General features: G+C 60.7%; 20 protein-coding genes. 11 read left to right on the plus strand and 9 right to left on the minus strand.

Annotated elements, in window-relative coordinates; genetic code table 11:
- The first annotated feature begins 47 nt into the window (after positions 1-47).
- Both PMI22_RS07565 and PMI22_RS07560 read left to right on the plus strand, forming a co-directional pair.
- Positions 48-1,370, plus strand: coding sequence for a contractile injection system protein, VgrG/Pvc8 family (locus tag PMI22_RS07565; RefSeq protein ID WP_007947662.1), 1,323 nt, complete (start codon positions 48-50; stop codon positions 1,368-1,370).
- Positions 1,367-2,164, plus strand: coding sequence for a DUF4123 domain-containing protein (locus PMI22_RS07560; protein WP_007947663.1), 798 nt, complete (start codon positions 1,367-1,369; stop codon positions 2,162-2,164). Before PMI22_RS07565 ends, PMI22_RS07560 begins: the two co-directional genes overlap by 4 nt.
- A 24-nt stretch (positions 2,165-2,188) precedes the next feature.
- Here the strand turns inward: PMI22_RS07560 and PMI22_RS07555 are convergent, their stop codons facing one another.
- Together PMI22_RS07555 and PMI22_RS07550 are read right to left on the minus strand one after the other, a co-directional pair.
- A complete protein-coding gene (locus PMI22_RS07555) occupies positions 2,189-3,529 on the minus strand; it encodes an MATE family efflux transporter (RefSeq protein ID WP_007947664.1) in 1,341 nt (446 codons plus the stop codon).
- Positions 3,530-3,625: 96 nt separating this feature from the next.
- Positions 3,626-3,919, minus strand: a complete 294-nt coding sequence (locus tag PMI22_RS07550; RefSeq protein WP_007947665.1) for a hypothetical protein — start codon at positions 3,917-3,919, stop codon at positions 3,626-3,628.
- Positions 3,920-4,160: 241 nt separating this feature from the next.
- On the opposite strand from PMI22_RS07550, the gene PMI22_RS07545 reads away from it, so the two are divergent.
- Genes PMI22_RS07545 through PMI22_RS07530 form a run of 4 tightly spaced genes read left to right on the plus strand, consistent with a single transcriptional unit; the run spans position 4,161 to position 6,459 of the window.
- Positions 4,161-4,463 carry a MazG-like family protein gene (locus tag PMI22_RS07545; RefSeq protein ID WP_007947666.1) on the plus strand — a complete coding sequence of 101 codons (303 nt, stop codon included), beginning with the start codon at positions 4,161-4,163 and terminating at the stop codon, positions 4,461-4,463.
- Positions 4,463-5,212 (plus strand): methyltransferase domain-containing protein, encoded by a 750-nt coding sequence (locus tag PMI22_RS07540; RefSeq protein WP_007947667.1) that lies wholly within the window; start codon positions 4,463-4,465, stop codon positions 5,210-5,212. Before PMI22_RS07545 ends, PMI22_RS07540 begins: the two co-directional genes overlap by 1 nt.
- A 12-nt stretch (positions 5,213-5,224) precedes the next feature.
- Positions 5,225-5,848, plus strand: a complete 624-nt coding sequence (locus PMI22_RS07535) for a DUF4136 domain-containing protein (protein WP_007947668.1) — start codon at positions 5,225-5,227, stop codon at positions 5,846-5,848.
- A 44-nt stretch (positions 5,849-5,892) separates the two neighbouring features.
- Positions 5,893-6,459, plus strand: coding sequence for a DUF4136 domain-containing protein (locus PMI22_RS07530; protein ID WP_007947669.1), 567 nt, complete (start codon positions 5,893-5,895; stop codon positions 6,457-6,459).
- 105 nt (positions 6,460-6,564) lie between these two features.
- Here PMI22_RS07530 and PMI22_RS07525 read toward each other — a convergent pair whose 3' ends face one another.
- Complete coding sequence (locus tag PMI22_RS07525; protein ID WP_007947670.1) at positions 6,565-7,434, minus strand: MaoC family dehydratase; 870 nt, start codon at positions 7,432-7,434, stop codon at positions 6,565-6,567.
- A gap of 2 nt (positions 7,435-7,436) precedes the next feature.
- A complete protein-coding gene (locus PMI22_RS07520) occupies positions 7,437-8,789 on the minus strand; it encodes a 3-oxoacyl-ACP reductase (protein WP_007947671.1) in 1,353 nt (450 codons plus the stop codon).
- A 275-nt stretch (positions 8,790-9,064) separates the two neighbouring features.
- Between PMI22_RS07520 and PMI22_RS07515 the strand changes: the two genes are divergently transcribed.
- The 3 genes from PMI22_RS07515 (at position 9,065) to PMI22_RS07505 (ending at position 12,571) form a co-directional block, all read left to right on the plus strand.
- Positions 9,065-10,342: an acetyl-CoA C-acetyltransferase gene (locus PMI22_RS07515; protein WP_007947672.1), complete on the plus strand. Its 1,278-nt coding sequence runs from the start codon at positions 9,065-9,067 to the stop codon at positions 10,340-10,342.
- Positions 10,343-10,534: 192 nt separating this feature from the next.
- A complete protein-coding gene (locus tag PMI22_RS07510) occupies positions 10,535-11,326 on the plus strand; it encodes an AraC family transcriptional regulator (RefSeq protein ID WP_007947673.1) in 792 nt (263 codons plus the stop codon).
- Between the two features lie 351 nt (positions 11,327-11,677).
- Complete coding sequence (locus PMI22_RS07505) at positions 11,678-12,571, plus strand: PA4780 family RIO1-like protein kinase (RefSeq protein WP_007947674.1); 894 nt, start codon at positions 11,678-11,680, stop codon at positions 12,569-12,571.
- Positions 12,572-12,678: 107 nt separating this feature from the next.
- On the opposite strand, the gene cueR is transcribed toward PMI22_RS07505, so the two are convergent.
- The 3 genes from cueR to PMI22_RS07490 all read right to left on the minus strand — a co-directional run bounded on the left by cueR (position 12,679) and on the right by PMI22_RS07490 (position 16,069).
- A complete protein-coding gene (gene cueR / locus PMI22_RS07500) occupies positions 12,679-13,092 on the minus strand; it encodes a Cu(I)-responsive transcriptional regulator (RefSeq protein ID WP_007947676.1) in 414 nt (137 codons plus the stop codon).
- Positions 13,089-15,482 carry a heavy metal translocating P-type ATPase gene (locus PMI22_RS07495; protein ID WP_007947677.1) on the minus strand — a complete coding sequence of 798 codons (2,394 nt, stop codon included), beginning with the start codon at positions 15,480-15,482 and terminating at the stop codon, positions 13,089-13,091. The genes cueR and PMI22_RS07495 overlap by 4 nt, the downstream gene beginning before the upstream one ends.
- A 203-nt stretch (positions 15,483-15,685) precedes the next feature.
- Positions 15,686-16,069, minus strand: a complete 384-nt coding sequence (locus PMI22_RS07490; protein WP_007947678.1) for a hypothetical protein — start codon at positions 16,067-16,069, stop codon at positions 15,686-15,688.
- 147 nt (positions 16,070-16,216) lie between these two features.
- On the opposite strand from PMI22_RS07490, the gene PMI22_RS07485 reads away from it, so the two are divergent.
- Both PMI22_RS07485 and PMI22_RS07480 read left to right on the plus strand, forming a co-directional pair.
- Positions 16,217-16,414 carry a cation transporter gene (locus tag PMI22_RS07485; protein ID WP_007947679.1) on the plus strand — a complete coding sequence of 66 codons (198 nt, stop codon included), beginning with the start codon at positions 16,217-16,219 and terminating at the stop codon, positions 16,412-16,414.
- 123 nt (positions 16,415-16,537) lie between these two features.
- A complete protein-coding gene (locus PMI22_RS07480) occupies positions 16,538-17,734 on the plus strand; it encodes a multidrug effflux MFS transporter (RefSeq protein WP_007947680.1) in 1,197 nt (398 codons plus the stop codon).
- A gap of 8 nt (positions 17,735-17,742) precedes the next feature.
- Here the strand turns inward: PMI22_RS07480 and PMI22_RS31655 are convergent, their stop codons facing one another.
- On the minus strand, positions 17,743-17,913 hold the full coding sequence (locus PMI22_RS31655; protein WP_007947681.1) for a hypothetical protein: 171 nt from the start codon (positions 17,911-17,913) through the stop codon (positions 17,743-17,745).
- A gap of 150 nt (positions 17,914-18,063) precedes the next feature.
- On the minus strand, positions 18,064-19,077 hold the full coding sequence (locus PMI22_RS07475; RefSeq protein ID WP_007947682.1) for a zinc-binding alcohol dehydrogenase family protein: 1,014 nt from the start codon (positions 19,075-19,077) through the stop codon (positions 18,064-18,066).
- Positions 19,078-19,267 lie beyond the last annotated feature (190 nt).

Consider the following 19,267-nt stretch of genomic DNA (forward strand, 5'->3'; position numbering starts at 1 on the left):
CTCTCTCGGAGAGAATCCCCGGCCGCCCCTCCTGTAGAGAATCGCCGATGTTCGATCCAGTCAACGAGCCGTCATTTCGTCTGGATGTAGCGGGTCTGCCCGATCCCTTTGAGGTCTTGGCCTTTACCGGCAGTGAAGCGATCAGCGAACCCTTTGAATTCAACGTGGATGTGCTGGTCATTGATCCGGCGCTGGACCTGGCAAGCTTGTTGTACCGGCCAGCCTTTTTGCATTTCGGGCCTGCGGCGCACGGTATTCACGGGCAGTTGCATGAACTCGTCCAGACTGGACATGGCACCCCCTGCAGACTTTGTCGTGTAAGCCTGAGGCCGAAACTGGCGTGCCTGGCCCTGCGGTTCAGCCAGCGAATGTTCAGTAACCGTTCGGTACCGGACATCCTTGCCCAGGTGCTCAAGGAGCATGGCATTGCGGGCAAGGACCGGCGATTCGAGTTGACCTGCGATTACCCTCCTCGGGATTTCTGTGCGCAGTATCAGGAGTCGGATCTGCAATTTTTCCAGCGACTGTGTGCGCAAGAGGGACTTCATTATCACTTCGAGCATCGCAGGCGCGGTCACTGTCTGGTCATTGGTGACGGGCAGGGCCGCGATCCGAGTGGCGCAGAGTTGATCTTTGCGCCCGACACCGGACAACCCGGCGTGCATCAGTTCACGCTCCATGGCAGCCCGCAGGCTGCCGAAGGCCATACGAACCTTGCAACGCTGCGCAGTGGCCAGCGCGTGCCGATGACGGGTCATCCGTGTGCCGACTGGAATCGTCTTTGGTTGCTGACCCATGTCGAGCATCAGGGTGGACAGCTGCCGGAGTTTTCGTATGGCAACCGGATCCGCGCGGTGGCCGCAGTGTTGCCTTATGTGACGATGAACCTGGCCATTGGCCCCAGGATGCACAGCCTGCAGCGGGCTTGGGTAGTCGAGGTCGATGAGCCTCAACCCGACGCTTCCAGACCCGTTGCGGTGCAGTTTGACTGGCTATATCAGGGCGAAGGCGCGGTACCTGGCCATTGCTGGTTGTCCATGGCGTCAGAATTGCGCGACGCGCTCGTCCTGCCGTTGAGTGAAGGTATTGAGGTGCTGGTGAGTTTTATCGACGGCGATCCGGATCAACCGCTGATCACCGGGTTTCTTTGCGGCACGTCCGAGGTTCAGGCGTCAGACTCGCCCGAGCTGCAAGCGGCTGCGGTGGCAGATGACAACGTGTCGATTGACGGATTGTTGCGCTTGTTACAGTCCAGCGAGCCCTTGGTGTTGCTGTGTCTGTTGCCTGGCGGGGGCAGCTTCACTCAATGCACACAAACCTTTTGCACTTGCCGGGCCGCGACGCAGCTTGGCCAGAGCGGTGCGGCATGATTGCCGTACTGGCTCCCGAAGCAACCTCGCAATGGTTGTTGCTCGATGCACCGGGCGAGCCTCGGGCCGTTACAGCGATGCGGCAGCAATTTGCCCACATCCGACAGTTCTGTCTGTTTGACGACACCGAATGGCAGCCGTTGAGGGAGCACGGGCCGGTGTTGGTCGACCTCAGCGAATGCCCTGCACTGGCCGATCGGTGCTACCGCGAACCCCACCTCTGGCGCGGATTGTGGCTGGTCAGTGAGGCATCGCCTGCGCAGTTGCTCGAACATCTGCGCCGCATGCTCACCGTCACCGTTGGCCTGCATCACCGCGCCTTGCTGAGTTACTACAACCCCCACACGGCCAGCTATTTTTTCGATGCGTGCGATGCCCGGGAGCTGAGTCGCTGGCTCGGTCCGATCAGCCAGTTACGCTGGTTCGGTGGAACCTGGGCTGACCGGGCAATTGGCTGTCAGGGCTGGCAGCGGTTGTTCAATCCCGGGCTCGCGGTCAATCCGCTTGGCATCGAGGAAGACCTCAGCGCACGTCAGCGCGACGCGTTGCAAACCTGCCTGCTGGAACAACACGCCTGGCGCTGGAGCCAGTCCACCGGGAGTGATTACATCCGCCTGTGGTCCCATCTGCTGGAGGGGCTGGCGCTGGGTTTCAGCGAACGGCCGGTCCTCGATGACTGGTTATGGCTACGTTTGCAGTACCCCGACGCAGTGCCTTTACAGCCGTTGCCGGGAATCACTCAACAGGAACGTCTCGATAGCCTGCGTGACCAGTGGCAGAACGAACAACCCTGAACGCGTTGACACCCTGGCCTCCCATTATCCAGCGAACCAGCCGTCGCTCTTGCGCAAGTACCAGGCAAACGCACCGAGGGTCAGGCTGCGCAACACCATGAACAGCAAAAACGTGATCCACAGTCCATGGTTGCCCTGGCCTTGCAGAGCCCAGGCGAAGGGCAGCAGCAGAATCAAGGTCAGCAGCATGCCGTTGCGCATTTCCCGGGCGCGAGTGGCACCGATGAACAGCCCGTCGAGCAGGTAACTCCACACGGCAATCAGCGGCAACATAGCGAGGTAGGGCAGGTAGATGAACGCGGTATCGCGCACGCTCTGGATGTCAGTCTGCATCTCGATAAACAGGTGCCCGGCGAACGCAAACAGCACGGCAAAACCCAGGCTTGCCAGCAATGACCAGCCGCAGGCCACCACCAGTGAACGGCGCAACGCCACTCGATCACGCGCGCCGATGGCGTGCCCGCACAAGGCTTCCACGGCATGCGCCAAACCGTCCAGTGCGTGCGCCGTCAGCAGCAGGCCGTTAAGCAGAAGCGCGTTAGCGGCAACGGTGGCATCACCGAGTCGCGCGCCCTGCACGGTGATCAGGAAAAACACCGATTGCAGGGCCAGGCTGCGGATGAAAATGTCGCGATTGACCGCCAGCAATGGCCGCCAGCTCTGCCACAGTGCCAACGCGGCCCAGACGATATGCCCTGGGTAGGCAAGCAAGGCTTTGCGCGTCAGCAGCAGGCCAATCAGCGCACCGGTCCATTCGGCAATCACCGACGCCCGGGCCGCACCGACCACGCCCCAATCCAGCCCGAGGACGAACCACAGGTTCAGCGCGATGTTCACCAGGTTGGTGCTCAGCAGAATCGCCAGTGGTGCCCGAGCGTTCTGGGTGCCGAGGAACCAGCCGACCAGAGCATAACTGGCCAGGGCCGCCGGTAGACCGAACAACCGCGTGTGAAAAAACTCGCGGGTCAGTTGATCCAGTTCGGGCGACGGTTGCATGAAGTGCAGCGCGACGCCGCTCAACGGAACGCCGACCGCGCCAAGGACAATCGCCAGGCCCATGGCCAACAACAAACCTTGCAGCAAGATCTGCCGCAACGCCGCGCCATCCCCGCGTCCGGCGGCCTGTGCCGCGAAGCCGGTGGTGCCCATGCGCAAAAATCCCATGGCCCAGGCCAGGAGCGTATACAAGCTGGCACCGACCGCGACGGCACCCAATTGATGGGCGTGGGGCAGGTGGCCGATGACTGTGCTGTCGACCAACGCCACCAGCGGTACGGAAATGTTCGACAGAATCATCGGCGCAGCCAGCGCCCAGACCCGACGATGGGTCGGGCGGTCACGCCAGTCGGCAATCAGGTTGGACATGCAGGCTCCTTGGCGAAGCCGGCATTGTAGCGACAGTTGGTGGTGATCGTTCCCATGCAGAGTGGGAACGATCAGGTACAGGGGGGAAGGGTGGTGTCAGTGAATGATCCAGCTCAGCAACCACAGCCCCAGCACCAGCCAGATGATCCCCATGATGATCGACGCATTCATGAAGGCCCGAATGGCCGACCACAACAGCATCAATCCCAGAATCAGCGCGATGATACTGATGATTGAAGCGTCCATCCCCAGCGTTCGGGACAGTCCTTCGACAAAGTTGCTGCCGGCATGGCTCAGCAGATTGAACAAGCCACTCAGGGCGTCAACGATAAAGCGGATGACCGAACCGAGCGCCTGGCCGAGCCATTCGAAAAAACCTTCTACCTGCATATGGTTAACGTCCTGATGAAAGTGGTTGAGCCTTGGGCCAATGATCGCAGTGGCGAGTTCCCCACAAGCATAGAGGGTTGCATTGAACCTGTGGGAGCGAGCCTGCTCGCGATAGCGGTGTGTCAGATAAATATATGTTGAATGTGCCGCCACTATCGCGAGCAGGCTCGCTCCCACAGTAAAAAGCGCCCTTGCCATCCCCGGCCATCCCCCCGAAGCTATACGCCTTCAGGAGAGCCCGATGAACCTTGTTGAACTGACCGAACGCCTGCACGCCATCCGAGATCGCAATGACTGGCGGCAATTTCACAGCCCGAAAAACCTGGCCATGGCGGCCAGCGTGGAAATGTCCGAATTGGTGGAGATCTTCCAGTGGCTGACCGAAGACCAGTCGCGTCAGCTGCCGGCCGACAAGCTTGCCCACGCCGGGCAGGAAGTGGGCGATATCGTGCTCTATTTATTGCTGCTGTGCAGCGAGTTGGGGTTGGACATGAATGAAGTCGTGCGCAGCAAACTCGCAGACAGCGAAAAGAGGTTCAGCTGATGAGCGATCGTCATTTCGATCAACTGGCGACACGTTTCGCCGAAAAAATCTACGGCGGGGCCAAAGGTGCAATCCGGCTGGCGGTGCTTCAGGCCGACCTGGCTGAAACGCTGCCGGACCGGCCGCTGCGCGTCCTCGACATCGGTGCCGGTCTGGGGCACATGTCGTTGTGGCTGGCTCAACGCGGGCATGACGTCACGCTGGCCGAGCCCGCCGAGCCGATGCTCGAAGGCGCCCGCCAACGCTTCGCCGAAGCCGGGCAGAACGCGACATTCATTCAGGCGCCGTGGCAGGAGCTGCTCGGTCAGCTCACCGAACCCTATGACGTGGTGCTGTGCCATGCCGTGTTGGAGTGGCTGGCCGAGCCGCATGCGATTTTGCCGGTTTTGCATCAACTGACGAAGAAAGACGGCTGGTTATCCCTGGCCTTCTACAACCGCGATGCGCTGATTTACCGCAACTTGCTCAAGGGTCACTTCCGCAAGATGCGCAAGAACGACATGGCCGGCGAGAAGCAGAGCCTGACCCCGCAACAGCCACTGGACCCGCGCGAGTTGGCGGCGCAACTTGAAGGTCTGTGGCAGGTCGAAACCCAAAGTGGTGTGCGGGTTTTTCACGATTATATGCCGGTGGAGTTCCAGGCCCGCGCCGAGCTGGTGGACTTGCTCGAAATGGAGTTGGCCCACCGTCGGCACCCGAGCTTTGCCGGGCTTGGGCGCTATCTGCACTGGATCTGTCGGCCGATCTGAGCGGAATACGAAATGAAAAGTCGTTCAGGGTTGCTGGTGATCTGCCTGGGGCTGGCGGCCTGTGAGGGCAGCAACCCTTATGTGGCATCGTCCAACCCGATACCGCCGGCGCCCCCCGGCGCCGCCACCACCTTCGACCGCAGCGCCTACCCGGCGCCACCGCGTGACTTCGGGCTCTATCGCAGCTGGACGTGGCTTGACGGTCATCTGCCACCGGGCACCACCTGGGCAGACTCGGCACAGGTGGCTGAATTGGTCAGTAATGCGCTCGATCAGCGCGGCTTGCGACCGCAGCACGATGATCGTCCGGCAGACCTGTTTGTCAGCGCCAACCTGTACCTCGAAACCCGCATGCGTCAGGTGCAGGACGACTACGGTTATTACGGCGCCGGCTATGGCGGTTATGGCGGTTACAACCACTACGGCAGCGGTTACGGCCTGTACGGCAGCGTGCCGATTCTGCACACCTATCAGGAACAAGTCGTGGTGGTGCAGGTGGACATGTACGATGCCGGCACCGGTCAGTCAGTGTGGAGCGGCAGCGCTGAAACCATCAATCGCGGCAGCCAGAGCGAGCAAGCCGATGCCCTGCGAGAGGCTGTAGAAAAGGCCATGTCGGCGTATCCTCCCAGTTAGCCTCTGTAGATAAGAAGCATTGCGCATGTCACTGGAGAAACATCATGTTCCGCCGTTTCGCTGTACTGGCTGTGGCCGCGCTGCTCAGTGCCTGCGCCGCCAACCAGGTCAATCACGACTACGACGCCAGCCGCAATTTTGCCGCCTACCGCAGCTGGAGCTGGAAAGAACCCGCCCTGCAATATCGCCCCGATGATCCACGGATCAAGAGTGACCTGACTGAGCAACGCATCCGCCAATCCGTAGCCGATCAACTGGATCAGCGAGGCTTGCGTCCGGCGTCCGCCGGCACCAAGGGTGACTTGAACGTCCAAACTTATCTGATCGTCGAAGAGCGTCAGCAACAAGTCACCACCAACTATGGCGGCGGTTATGGCAACCCCTGGTACGGTTACTGGGGCGCGCCGATGTACAACGAAACCCGCAACGTCAGCTACAAAGTGGCGACCATCCAGATTGACCTGCTCGATGGCAAGGACGGCAAACTGGTGTGGCGCGGCAGCGACGAACAACTGCTCAGCGGCTCGCCGAACCCGACGGATCGTAGCAATGCAATACATGAGACCGTCGTACGGATCCTGGCCAACTACCCACCTACATTGGCCCACTGACCCCACATTGGCTCGCTCTCACATTGGATTTGCACATCAACACAAATCCCCTGTGGGAGTGACGGTGCGACGATTCGACCTGCTCGCGATAGCCATCTCAAACGCTCAAAGGATTTCTCTGTCAGCCACCGGCCGCCAATCCCCGACCATGTGCTCAAGCTCCCCAACGCCCACCAACCGAAAGTCCCCACTGGACCCCGCCGCGCTCGCCAGCAATGTCACTTCACTGGGCAACCGCACTGGTTTGCGAAACTGCACGGCAATCTCGATGTTTGCCGTAGGCAGGTGATCGGCAAGCGCCGCCAGCGTGCGCGCCTTGTTCCACAATCCATGGGCGATGGCGGTTGGGAAACTGAAGAGTCTGGCGCTCACGGCACTCAGGTGGATCGGGTTGTAATCGCCGGACACTTTGGCGTACCGGCGGCCAATATCGGCGGGGGCTTTCCAGCGGCTCACTTCCATCATCTCCAGTGTGGTTGCCAACACCTCTTCGACCGGCTCGCCGTCCAGATTGACGCCCCGGCACAGCATCTGGCTTTGCGCCTCCCAGAGCGTTCCCAATTGGTCGTTCAGCGTGGTCACCAGATCAAATGTCGCGCCCTTGGCGTGCGGTTGCAGATTTTGCACCTGCACGCCGACGCGTACCCGATGCACGCCGCCCATGGGCCGCAAGACGCGAATGCGGTTGCTCAGGTGAATCAACCCCAGCAAGGGAAACGGAAAATCCTTGGCAGTGAGCAATTGCATCTGCAAGGCAAACGCGAGGATGTGCGGATAGGTTGGCGGCAACAATCCGTTGTCGGCAAACCCGCAGACGTTGCGATACGCCGCCAGACGCTTTGGATCGACATCGACCCAGCAGTGCAAACCCGTATCGGGCAACGTGGTGCCGGTGATTTTGCGCCGTGTCGCCGCTCGCGCGTACAACGCCGGCAGGCTCGGTTCGCGGTCGAGTGTGTGCCAATCAGTGATCATCACTAGGCCCCCAGGACACTTTGTCCACAGACACGCAATGCTTGCCCGGTAAACGCGCCGGTGCCCGGTTGCGCCAGCCAGGCCACGGCTTCGGCGACGTCTTGCGGCAAGCCGCCCTGGCCGAGTGAACTCATGCGGCGGCCCGCTTCACGCAAGCCAAACGGGATGTGCGCGGTCATCTGCGTTTCAATAAACCCCGGCGCGACTGCGTTGATGCTGATCCCACGCTGATCCAGCAACGGCGCCCAGGCTTGCGCCAGCCCGATCAGCCCGGCCTTGCTCGCGGCGTAGTTGGTTTGCCCGCGATTGCCGGCGATACCACTGATGGAGGCCAGCAAAATCACCCGGCCGTTGTCGTGCAAGGTGCCGCTGTCGAGGAGGGCCTTGGTCAGCACTTGCGGCGCATTGAGGTTGACCGCGAGCACCGCGTCCCAGAATTCCGGGGTCATGTTGGCCAGGGTTTTGTCGCGGGTGATCCCGGCGTTGTGGACGACGATGTCCACACCGTCAGGCAGTTGTTCGATCAACTGTGCGGCGGCGTCTTCAGCGCAAATATCCAGAGTGACGCTGCGCCCGCCGAGGCGAGCGGCGAGGGCGTCGAGATCGGTTTTGGCGGGCGGCACGTCGAGCAGGATCACGTCGGCGCCGTCACGGGCCAGGGTCTCGGCGATCGAGGCGCCGATGCCGCGCGCTGCGCCGGTCACCAACGCCTTGCGTCCGGCCAGCGGTCGCGTCCAGTCCTGAACCGGTGTGTCGCACGCCTTCAACCGGATTACTTGCCCGGACACAAACGCGCTTTTAGGTGAAAGGAAAAACCGCAGCGGCCCTTCCAGTTGATCCTCGGCACCGTCGCCGACATGGATCAACTGCAAGGTGCCACCGCTGCGCAGTTCCTTGGCCAGCGAACGGCTGAAACCTTCCAGTGCGCGCTGGGCGCTGGCGGCGAATGGGTCGCTCAAGGTTTCTGGCGCACGGCCCAGAATCACCAGGTGCGCGCAGTGATCGAGGTTTTTCATCAGCGGCTGGAAGAACTCGCGCAGCTGTTTTAGCTGCCCGGTTTGCTCCAGGTCACTGGCATCGAACACCACGGCTTTAAGTTTCGGACCGTGGCCGGGAATCCACGCGGTGGCCAGTGACGGCTCGGTGCCGTAGCTGTAAATCGCGTCGGTCAGGCGATTGGCGAAAGCACTGACTTTCTCAGCCAATGGCCCCCCGCCAATCAACAACGCCCCTTCGACAGGCCGCAGTCGGCCTGCCTGCCAGCGCTCCAGGCGGACCGGCGACGGCAGACCCAGGGCCCCGACCAGGCGATGGCCGATGGACGAATTGGCGAAGTCGATATAACGGTCAGACATGGAACGTGCTCCGGCAGCTGGGGTTCAAAGTGTGGACCACGAATGGCAATCAGTCGTTCGATCCACGAGATAAGGCCTACGCTTGAACATTGCAGAGTAGTTGGAGCTTGGGTTTAGCAGAACTTGCGGGGGGATGCAGAAAACTGTGGGAGCGGGCTTGCCCGCGAAGGGGCCAGCACATCCAACATATTTGTTGGCCGATCTACCGCAATCGCGGGCAAGCCCGCTCCCACAGGGGGCGGTGTTGTTTTCAGACATTTCACAAGGAGCTTTTCATGACTCAGCTGCGCCGCGTCGCGATTATCGGCGGTAACCGTATTCCGTTCGCCCGTTCCAATGGGGCGTATGCCGCCGCCAGTAACCAGGCGATGCTCACCGCAGCGCTCGAAGGTTTGATCGAGCGCTACAACCTGCACGGCCTGCGCATGGGCGAAGTGGTCGCGGGCGCAGTGCTCAAATTGTCGCGGGACATGAACCTGACCCGCGAGTGTGTGCTCGGGTCGCGGCTGTCACCCGAAACGCCGGCCTATGACATCCAGCAGGCGTGCGGCACCGGGCTGGAAGCGGCATTGCTGGTGGCAAACAAGATCGCCCTGGGGCAGATCGATTGCGGCATTGCCGGTGGTGTCGATACCACCTCCGATGCGCCGATCAGTGTCAGTGAAGGCCTGCGCCGGATCCTGCTGCAAGCCAATCGGGCCAAGACCACCGGCGATAAACTGAAAACATTCCTGCAATTGCGGCCCCGGCACCTGATCCCGGAATTTCCGCGCAATGGCGAACCCCGCACCGGTTTGTCCATGGGAGAACATTGCGAGCTGATGGCGCAGACCTGGCAAATCCCCCGGGAAGAACAGGATCAGCTGGCGCTGGAGAGCCATCGCCATCTGGCCGCGTCCTACGCCGAAGGCTGGCACAACGACCTGATGACGCCCTTTCTCGGCCTGACCCGCGACAACAACCTGCGCCCGGACCTGACCCTGGAACAACTCGCCAAGCTGAAACCGGCCTTCGAGAAAAGCGCCAAGGGCACGATGACGGCGGGCAACTCCACGCCACTCACCGACGGTGCGTCGCTGGTGTTGCTGGGCAGTGAAGAATGGGCCAAAGAACGTGGCCTGCCGATCCTCGCGTACCTGCGCGATGGCGAAGCGGCGGCAGTGGATTTCGTCAACGGCACCGAGGGCCTGTTAATGGCGCCGGTGTATGCGGTGCCGCGATTGCTGGCGCGTAATGGCCTGACCTTGCAAGACTTCGACTACTACGAAATCCACGAGGCCTTCGCTGCGCAGGTGCTCTGCACGTTGAAGGCCTGGGAAGATCCGCAGTATTGCAAAACCCTGCTCGGGCTTGATGCACCGCTGGGCTCCATTGACCGCAGCCGCCTCAACGTCAAAGGCAGTTCACTGGCGGCGGGGCATCCGTTTGCGGCGACGGGCGGCCGTATTGTCGCCAACCTGGCGAAGTTGCTGGATGCGGCGGGTAAGGGCAGGGGATTGATTTCGATCTGCGCGGCCGGAGGCCAGGGTGTCACCGCGATTATCGAGCGCTGAAGATTGCACTGGCAGAAACCGGAACCTGTGGGAGCGGGCTTGCCCGCGATAGCGGTGTATCTGGCAATAGAGTTGTCGAATGTGCGGCCCCTATCGCGGGCAAGCCCGCTCCCACAGGGAATGTGTTTGTAGAAATTGATGACTTGGCCTAACGTCGGCCCCATCAGCCCTCTTGCGACACAAGGCTAGTTGATGCCGACTAACGGACAAATCTCCCTCGAACGAACCATTCCGACACTGTCTGTGCTGCCGCGTCCGCTATTCGCGCGAGTAGAAAGCCTGAATGCCGGCTCATGGACGCCGCCGCATCGCCACGATTGGGTGCAGTTTTCCTATGCCATCAGCGGTGTTCTCGGTGTGCACACTGCCGAAGGCAGTTTCTTTGCGCCGCCGCAGTGGGGCATCTGGATTCCGGCGGACCTGGAGCATCAGGTCGTGACGTCGATGCGCGCCGAAATGCGCAGTCTGTACGTGCGCCGTGAGGATTGTGAGTGGGCAGACGGGCGCTGCCGCGTGCTGGAAGTTACACCGCTGGCGCGGGAGCTGATCAAGAGTTTTTGCTTGCTGCCCGTGGAATACCCACAGGGCGACAGCCAGGAAGCGCGGTTGGTGAATGTGTTGCTGGATCAGTTGGCGAACTTGCCCGAGGTAGGGTTTTCCCTGCCGTTGCCACGGCATGAGCGGCTGCTGGGGTTGTGCAACGAGCTGATTGAAAGTCCCGAGCAGAACGTGACATTGCAGCTCTGGGCGGAGCGCTTGGGGACGTCGGAAAAGACCCTGATGCGCCTGTTTCAGCGTGAGACCGGGTTGAGCTTTCGCGGCTGGCGCCAGCGGATGCGGCTGTTGTCTTCGTTGAGTTTGCTGGAGGAGGGCGACAGCGTGACCAATGCTGCGCTGGCGTGTGGGTATGATTCCACGTCGGCGTTTATTGCCGCATTCAAAGGCCTGTTCGGGTTTACCCCCGGCGAACTCTTCAAGCAATAGAGTGTAGCGGCGTGACTGTAGGAACAATTGTCGGATAAATACCTTTGCCCCGATGACTTCGGCTATTCGATGGAGGAAATTGAAGACTGGTTGGAAAATTCCTACGAGTGGGATGGGCATTTATGTAAGCTCCTGTCGTAAATACATTCAAAACCCTTTACCAACAAAGATCGCTGGCTCGGCTATGATCTCGGCCGGTTGTTGACGACCGGCGGCGGATGAGTGATTAATCCGGCACATTGCGTGCTTCACGACGTTCATAGGTCGGCAACCCCTCCCCCGAACGACTGGATTGCCGTATAACGAATGACTTTCGCGTGTTTGGTAATAAAGGACCCACAATAAAAGCTGATGAAGACTCCAAAACGCATTGAACCCCTGATCGAGGACGGTCTGGTCGACGAGGTGCTGCGCCCACTCATGAGTGGTAAAGAAGCAGCTGTTTATGTGGTGCGCTGCGGCAACGAGTTACGTTGCGCGAAGGTTTACAAGGAGGCGAATAAACGCAGTTTCCGTCAGGCGGCCGAGTATCAGGAAGGCCGCAAGGTACGCAACAGCCGACAGGCTCGTGCGATGGCCAAGGGCTCCAAGTTCGGCAAGAAAGAAACCGAAGACGCGTGGCAGAACGCCGAAGTGGCGGCTTTGTTCCGTCTGGCTGGTGCCGGTGTGCGGGTGCCCAAACCGTATGACTTCCTCGAAGGCGTACTGCTCATGGAGCTGGTGGCCGATGAATACGGCGACGCCGCTCCGCGTCTGAACGACGTGGTGCTGGAGCCGGACCAGGCGCGCGAATATCACGCGTTCCTGATCTCGCAGATCGTGCTGATGTTGTGTACCGGCCTGGTGCACGGTGACCTGTCCGAATTCAATGTGCTGTTGACGCCGGACGGCCCGGTCATCATCGACTTGCCTCAGGCGGTAGATGCGGCGGGCAACAACCACGCGTTCAACATGCTGGAGCGGGACGTGGGCAACATGGCGTCTTATTTCGGGCGATTTGCGCCGGAGTTGAAAAAGACCAAATATGCCAAGGAAATGTGGGCGTTGTACGAAGCCGGCACCTTGCACCCGGCCAGTATGTTGACCGGGGAGTTCGACGAGCCGGAAGAGTTGGCCGACGTTGGCGGGATCATTCGCGAAATCGAGGCCGCACGGCTGGACGAAGAGCGTAAGCAAGCGATCCGCGCTGCTGACGACGCGCCACCGAGCAAAGCCGAAGAGCCGCCTCCGCCTTGGATGCAGTGACCCGCTAAACAAAAAACCCGGCTTCGGCCGGGTTTTTTGTGCAACACACAATAAATCGATGCGATGCGCAGATGTTCTGTCTGCAGCAAAATTACTGTGGGATCGGATCAGGTACGAACAGGTCCGGCACAGCAACCCGATGCCAGGTTCTTGAGGATCGGGCAGTCGGGGCGATGGTCGCCCTGGCAATGTTCGACCAGGTCTTGCAGGGTGTCGCGCAGTTGGCCGAGTTCGCGGATCTTCTGGTTCAGTTCGTCGATGTGCTGACGGGCCAGGGCCTTCACATCGGCGCTGGCGCGTTGGCGGTCCTGCCAGAGGGTCAGCAGCTTGCCGACCTCTTCCAGTGAAAACCCCAGGTCCCGGGAGCGCTTGATGAAAGCCAGGGTGTGCATATCGTCGTCGCCGTAAACACGGTAGCCGCTGTCGGTGCGATGGGCGGCCTTGAGCAGGCCGATGGACTCGTAGTAACGGATCATCTTCGCGCTCAGGCCGCTTTGCCGGGCTGCTTGGCCGATGTTCATCGATTGTCCTCCAGGTCCTTGGGCTTCCAGGTTTTCAACAGTAACGCATTGCTCACCACACTGACGCTCGACAACGCCATGGCCGCACCGGCCAGCACCGGGTTGAGGAAGCCGAACGCCGCCAGCGGTATGCCGATCAGGTTATAGACGAAGGCCCAGAACAGGTTCTGGCGGATCTTCGCGTACGTCTTGCGGCTGATCTCCAGCGCTGCCGGCACCAGCTGTGGATCACCGCGCATCAGGGTGATCCCGGCCGCGTGCATGGCCACGTCGGTGCCGCCACCCATGGCGATGCCGATGTCCGCCGCCGCCAAGGCCGGAGCGTCGTTGATGCCGTCGCCAACCATCGCCACCACGCCGGTTTTTTTCAGCTCGGCGACGGTGGCGGCTTTGTCGGCAGGCAGCACTTCGGCATGCACATCCGTGATGCCCAATGCCTGGGCAACGACGTTGGCGCTGCCGCGATTGTCGCCGGTCAGCAGGTGGCTGCTGATGTTCCGCGCACTGAGTTGTTGCACGGCTTGCAGGGCGCCGGGTTTAAGGGTGTCGCCAAAGGCAAAGAGGCCGAGCACTTTCGATTCCGGGCTTTGCTCGATCAGCCAGGACAGGGTTCGGCCCTCGGTTTCCCAGGCTGTTGCCGAGCCCGCCAACGAGCCAGCGTTTAAACCACTTTCTTCCAATAGACGCCGATTACCCAATGCCAGTCGACGACCCTCAAGCGTGCCAGCGATCCCTCGGCCTGTCAGTGATTGACTGTTGCTGACATCGGCCACGGTCAATCCACGTTCGGAGCAAGCGTCCAGCACTGCCTTGGCCAACGGATGTTCGCTGCCACGTTGCAGCGCGCCGGCGTGTTGCAGCAGGGCTTCTTCATCACCGTCGATGGCCGTCAGGTGAGCAATGCGCGGTGCGCCTGACGTCAGTGTGCCTGTCTTGTCGAACACCACCGCACTGACTTCATGGGCGCGCTCCAACGCTTCGGCATCCTTGATCAGAATCCCGTAGCGTGCCGCCACGCCGGTGCCGGCCATGATGGCTGTCGGTGTCGCTAGCCCCAGCGCACACGGGCAGGCAATCACCAACACCGCGACGGCATTGATCAAGGCTGTTTCAATCGGCGCGCCGTACAGCCACCAACCGATGAACGTCGCCAATGCGATCAACAGAACGGCAGGCACGAACACTTGGCTGACTTTATCCACCAGTTTCTGAATCGGTGCCTTGGCGGCCTGGGCATCTTCGACCAGACGAATGATGCGCGCCAACACAGTTTCCGCGCCCAAGGCCTGGGTGCGAACGAGCAATCGGCCTTCACCGTTGATCGCGCCACCGGTGACCTTGTCCCCCGGTTGTTTGGGCACCGGCAGGCTTTCGCCGCTGATCAGCGCTTCGTCGGCGTGGCTCTGACCTTCGACCACTTCGCCGTCCACCGGGAAGCGTTCGCCGGGTTTGACCATGACCAGATCATTGAGACGCAAAGCGCTGATGGCGACGTCCTGCTCGCGACCATCGATCACCTGAATCGCCCGCTCCGGGCGCAAGGCTTCGAGGGCGCGAATGGCGCTGGCGGTCTGGCGTTTGGCGCGGCTTTCCAGGTACTTGCCCAACAGCACCAATGCAATCACCACCGCCGAGGCTTCGAAATACAAGTGCGGCATGCGTCCGGCGGCGGTGGCCCATTCGTAAACACTCAGGCCGTAACCGGCGCTGGTACCGAGGGCGACCAGCAAATCCATGTTCCCGGCCCCGGCGCGCACGGCTTTCCAGGCGGCCACATAAAAGCGCGCACCGAAGATGAATTGCACCGGCGTTGCCAGCGCAAATTGAACCCAGGCAGGAAGCATCCAGTGCACGCCGAACGGTTGCAGCAGCATCGGCAGGACTAGCGGCAAGGCGAGGACGATGGCCATGATCAACGCCCAGCGCTCACGGTGCAGGCGTTGTTGTTGAGTATCGGTTGGCGGGTTTTCGACTTCCCGGACGCTGGCGGAGTAGCCCGCTTTGGTCACCGCCGCGATCAGGCTTTGCGGATCGACGTGGCCAAGCAGTTCGAGGTGGGCGCGTTCGTTGGCCAGGTTGACGCTGACGTTCTTGACCCCCGGCACCTTGGACAATGCACGCTCGACCCGGCCGACACACGAGGCGCACGTCATGCCGTCGATGCTCAGTTCCAGGCTGTGCTGCGGTACGCTGTAACCAGCCTGCTCAACCGCATCCATCAACGCAGGCAAGCTGTCGCTGGGCGCCTGGACGCGGGCCTGTTCGGTGGCCAGGTTGACGCTGACGGCGGAGGCCCCGATGACTTTGCTCAAGGCTCGCTCGACACGCCCGGCGCAGCTGGCGCAAGTCATGCCGGCAATTGGCAGGTCGAATGTGGTGGATTCGGACATCGGTCGCACTCCCTGTAGTAGTTGCCTACAGGATCAACCTTGCCATGCGGGCAAGGTCAAGCGCCAGTCTGCTAATTGCCGCAGACTAAGTGAGGGAGCGGCGGTGCGGCGATCCGGTTTGCCCGTGATAGCGGTGCCTCAGTCGATGTGATGTCGAATGTGCCGCCATCATCGCGGGCAAGCCCGCTCCCACAGGATTTTTGTCAGTAGTCGAGAATGGCGGGCTTGAGGTACATCCCTTCCTGCGACATCGCAATCCGGTACTTCAATACATCGCCGGCCTTGAGCACGATGTTCTGCGCGGCGGGTACCAGCATGCCCGGGTTGCATCCCGGCATCTGTCCCGGCAGCAGTTTGAGGCGCAAGGACACATTGCCCGGCGGCAGGTTGAACGAGGTGCTTTGCTCCTGGAACAGTCGTGCAGACAGTTCGTCCTGGATGTACACACCGATCTCGCAGGAGGTTGAAACTTCCAGGCGCTCGCGGGAAATGATCAGTACGCCATAGTTTTCCCCGGCAGCGTGAACCGAAGGTGTCGCGGCAAAGAGGCTGAGGAAGCCAAACAGGCTGAGAGCTGACCAGCGCATGGCTGAATCTCCTGAAGTCGAGTCATTGATGCCCGCAGCTTGGCCGAGCGCGACGCCGATTGCCAGCCCGGCAGATTGTTGAAGAACTTGACCTTGCCATGGTGGCAAGCTCGAGACTGCTCGCAACCTCAATAAAGGAGCCACACCATGCAAGTGTTCAACGTTCAGGGCATGTCTTGCGGTCACTGTGTCAAAGCCATTACCCAGGCGCTGCAAGCCAAAGATCCGGCGGCCAGTGTGCGGGTCGATCTGGCTGCCAGGGAAGTCGGGGTTGAAAGCGCGCTGACGACCGAGCAAGTGATCGCCGCGATCACTGAAGAAGGCTACGAGATCAAAGTCGCCTGACCCAGCGCAAATCCCTGCATCCATTCGGCAGAATTTTGTTAGTTAGCAAGCTATCGTTATGTTCAAGGCGTTCATGCACCGCTAGACTGTCGGCCTGACGACTCATGTCCAACTGGATGCCTGATGAATTTCCGTACCATTTTGATTCTTGGCGCCCTGAGCGCTTTCGGTCCGCTGGCGATCGATTTCTATTTGCCGGCCTTCCCGGCGATGGCGCTCGCCTTCGGCACCGATGAAAAACACGTTCAACTGACGTTGGCGGCGTATTTCCTCGGATTGTCGATTGGTCAACTGGCCTACGGCCCGGTGGCCGATCGTTTCGGGCGGCGTATTCCGTTGCTGACCGGGGTCGGTTTGTTCACCCTGGCTTCGTTGGCCTGCGCCTATGCACCGAACCTTGAATGGTTGATCGGCGCGCGTTTTGTCCAGGCGTTAGGCGGTTGTGCCGGGATGGTGATTTCCCGTGCGGTGGTCAGCGACAAATGTGATGCCGTGGGTTCGGCGAAAGTTTATTCGCAACTGATGCTGGTCATGGGGCTGGCGCCGATTCTCGCGCCGATGCTCGGTGGCGTGTTGGTCAACACCACGGGTTGGCAGTCGATCTTTCTGGTGTTGACCGGTTTCAGCGCTTTGGCGGGATTGGCCGTGGCCCTCGGGTTGCCGGAGAGCCTGCCCGCGCATGTGCCGCGTCAGCCGTTGTCGGGGGCTTTCAGGCAGTACGGTCGCCTGTTGTCAGATCGGGTATTTCTCGGCCACGCCCTGACCGGTGGTATCGCCATCGCCGGGATGTTTTCCTACATCGCCGGTTCACCGTTCGTGTTCATCAAACTCTACGGTGTACCGGCCGAGCATTTCGGCTGGCTGTTCGGCACCAACGCGGCGGGGTTCATTCTGGTGGCGCAAGTCAACGCACGATTGCTGGCCAAGCGTGGCCCGGCATTTTTGCTGGCACGTGCCGTGTGGGTCTACCTGATTGCCGGTCTGACGCTTCTTGCCGTCAGTGCGCTGCGACCCGAGCATTTGTGGCCATTGCTGATTCCGCTGTTTATATGTATTTCCAGCCTCGGCTGTATCCTCCCCAACGCGTCGGCGTGTGCCATGAACGGGCAGGGCGCCCGCGCCGGCAGTGCATCGGCGATGCTCGGCTGCCTGCAATTCACCGTCGCGGCCGGAGCCGCTGCGCTGGTCGGTGTTTTGCACGATGGCAGCGCCATGCCGATGGCGATGGTCATCAGCTTGTGCGCAGTGTTGGTGGTGAGCATGGCGATGCTCACCCGGCGTTTGCAAACTGCCCGGGCGTTGGCGCAAGCCCAGGTCTGAGGGCGGATTCAGCCAGCAGCGCGCTGCTGGTGACCGGGAATTTGATGGGGGGCGTACAGGCGTGCTTCGAGGGTTCGGGTAAAGGCCAGTGCTTCGGCTTCGCTGCGGAATGTCACGGCAAGCTGGTCCAGACGGACCTGCCATTGTGATTTAGCCACTTCTTTTATCAGGATCTTCATTGCTGATCTCTCCTCTCGTAAAAGATGCTACGTAAAGAATATGCCGCAGAGGATTCGATTGTAGACCCGAATACGATCGCTATTGTGACAGCGGTCAACTGTCAGACTGACGGTGTCGTCCATTCCTGAACGACACTGTTTCAACTTGTTTCAGAACCCTTCAAGCACAATTTTTCCCTTGGCCTTGCCACTCTCCAGCAACGCATGTGCACGGCGCAGGTTGGCCGCGTTGATGGTGCCGAAGTGCTCGCCGACCGTGGTTTTCAGTGTGCCGGCGTCGATCAGCCCGGCGATACGGTTGAGCAAACGGTGTTGCTCAATCATGTCCGCAGTTTCGAATAGCGAGCGGGTGTACATGAACTCCCAGTGCAGCGACAGGCTCTTGCGTTTGAGCTTGGTCACGTCCAGCGACTTGGGATCATCGATCAACGCCAGCTTGCCTTGCGGCGCCAGCGCCTCGACCAATTGGTCCAGGTGATGATCGGTTTCGGTCAGGCTGGCGACATGGGTCACGTAATCCACACCGGCACGCTTGAGCTCCTCGCTCAGCGGTTGGCTGTGATCGATCACCAGGTCGGCGCCCAGTTCACGTACCCAGCTCTGGGTTTGTGGACGGGAGGCGGTGCCGATGACATTGAGCCCGGTGAGCTGACTGGCCAGTTGCGTAAGGATCGAACCCACCCCACCGGCCGCGCCGACGATCAGCAGGCGTTGGCCTTCATCGGTGTTGCCTTCGTGCACTTGCAGACGTTCGAAGAGCAGTTCCCAGGCAGTAATCGCGGTCAGCGGCAGCGCGGCGGCATCGGCGAAACCGAGGGTTTTGGGCATGTGGCCAACGATCCGCTCATCCACCACATGGCGTTCGCTGTTACCCCCTGCGCGGGCGATGGAGCCCGCGTAGAAGACCTTGTCGCCGACTTTGAACAAGGTCACTTCGCTGCCGACGGCCTTGACCACACCGGCCACGTCCCAACCCAGCACCTTGGCCGCGCCTTCATCAGGCTGGACGTTCTGGCGGACCTTGGTGTCCACCGGGTTGACCGAGATGGCTTTGACGTCCACCAACAGGTCGCGGGGACCGGCAACCGGTTCTGGCAGCTCGATGTCTTGCAGTGATTTTTCGTCGCTGATCGGCAACGAGTTGTAGTAAGCAATAGCTTTCATCTAGGGAATTCCGAAAGGTAATAAAAGAAGGAGGCTGACCCCATGCCGATCAGTTAAGCGCGAGTCGAACTCTGTAGCAGCTGGCGAAGCCTGCGTCCGGCTGCGAAGCAGTCGTAAATCCTGTACACGCGGATTCCCTGAAACACCGCATTGTCTGATTTCACGGCTGCTTCGCAGCCGGACGCAGGCT

The sequence above is a fragment of the Pseudomonas sp. GM21 genome (genome assembly GCF_000282215.1).
In the GTDB taxonomy this organism is placed as follows: Bacteria; Pseudomonadota; Gammaproteobacteria; order Pseudomonadales; family Pseudomonadaceae; genus Aquipseudomonas.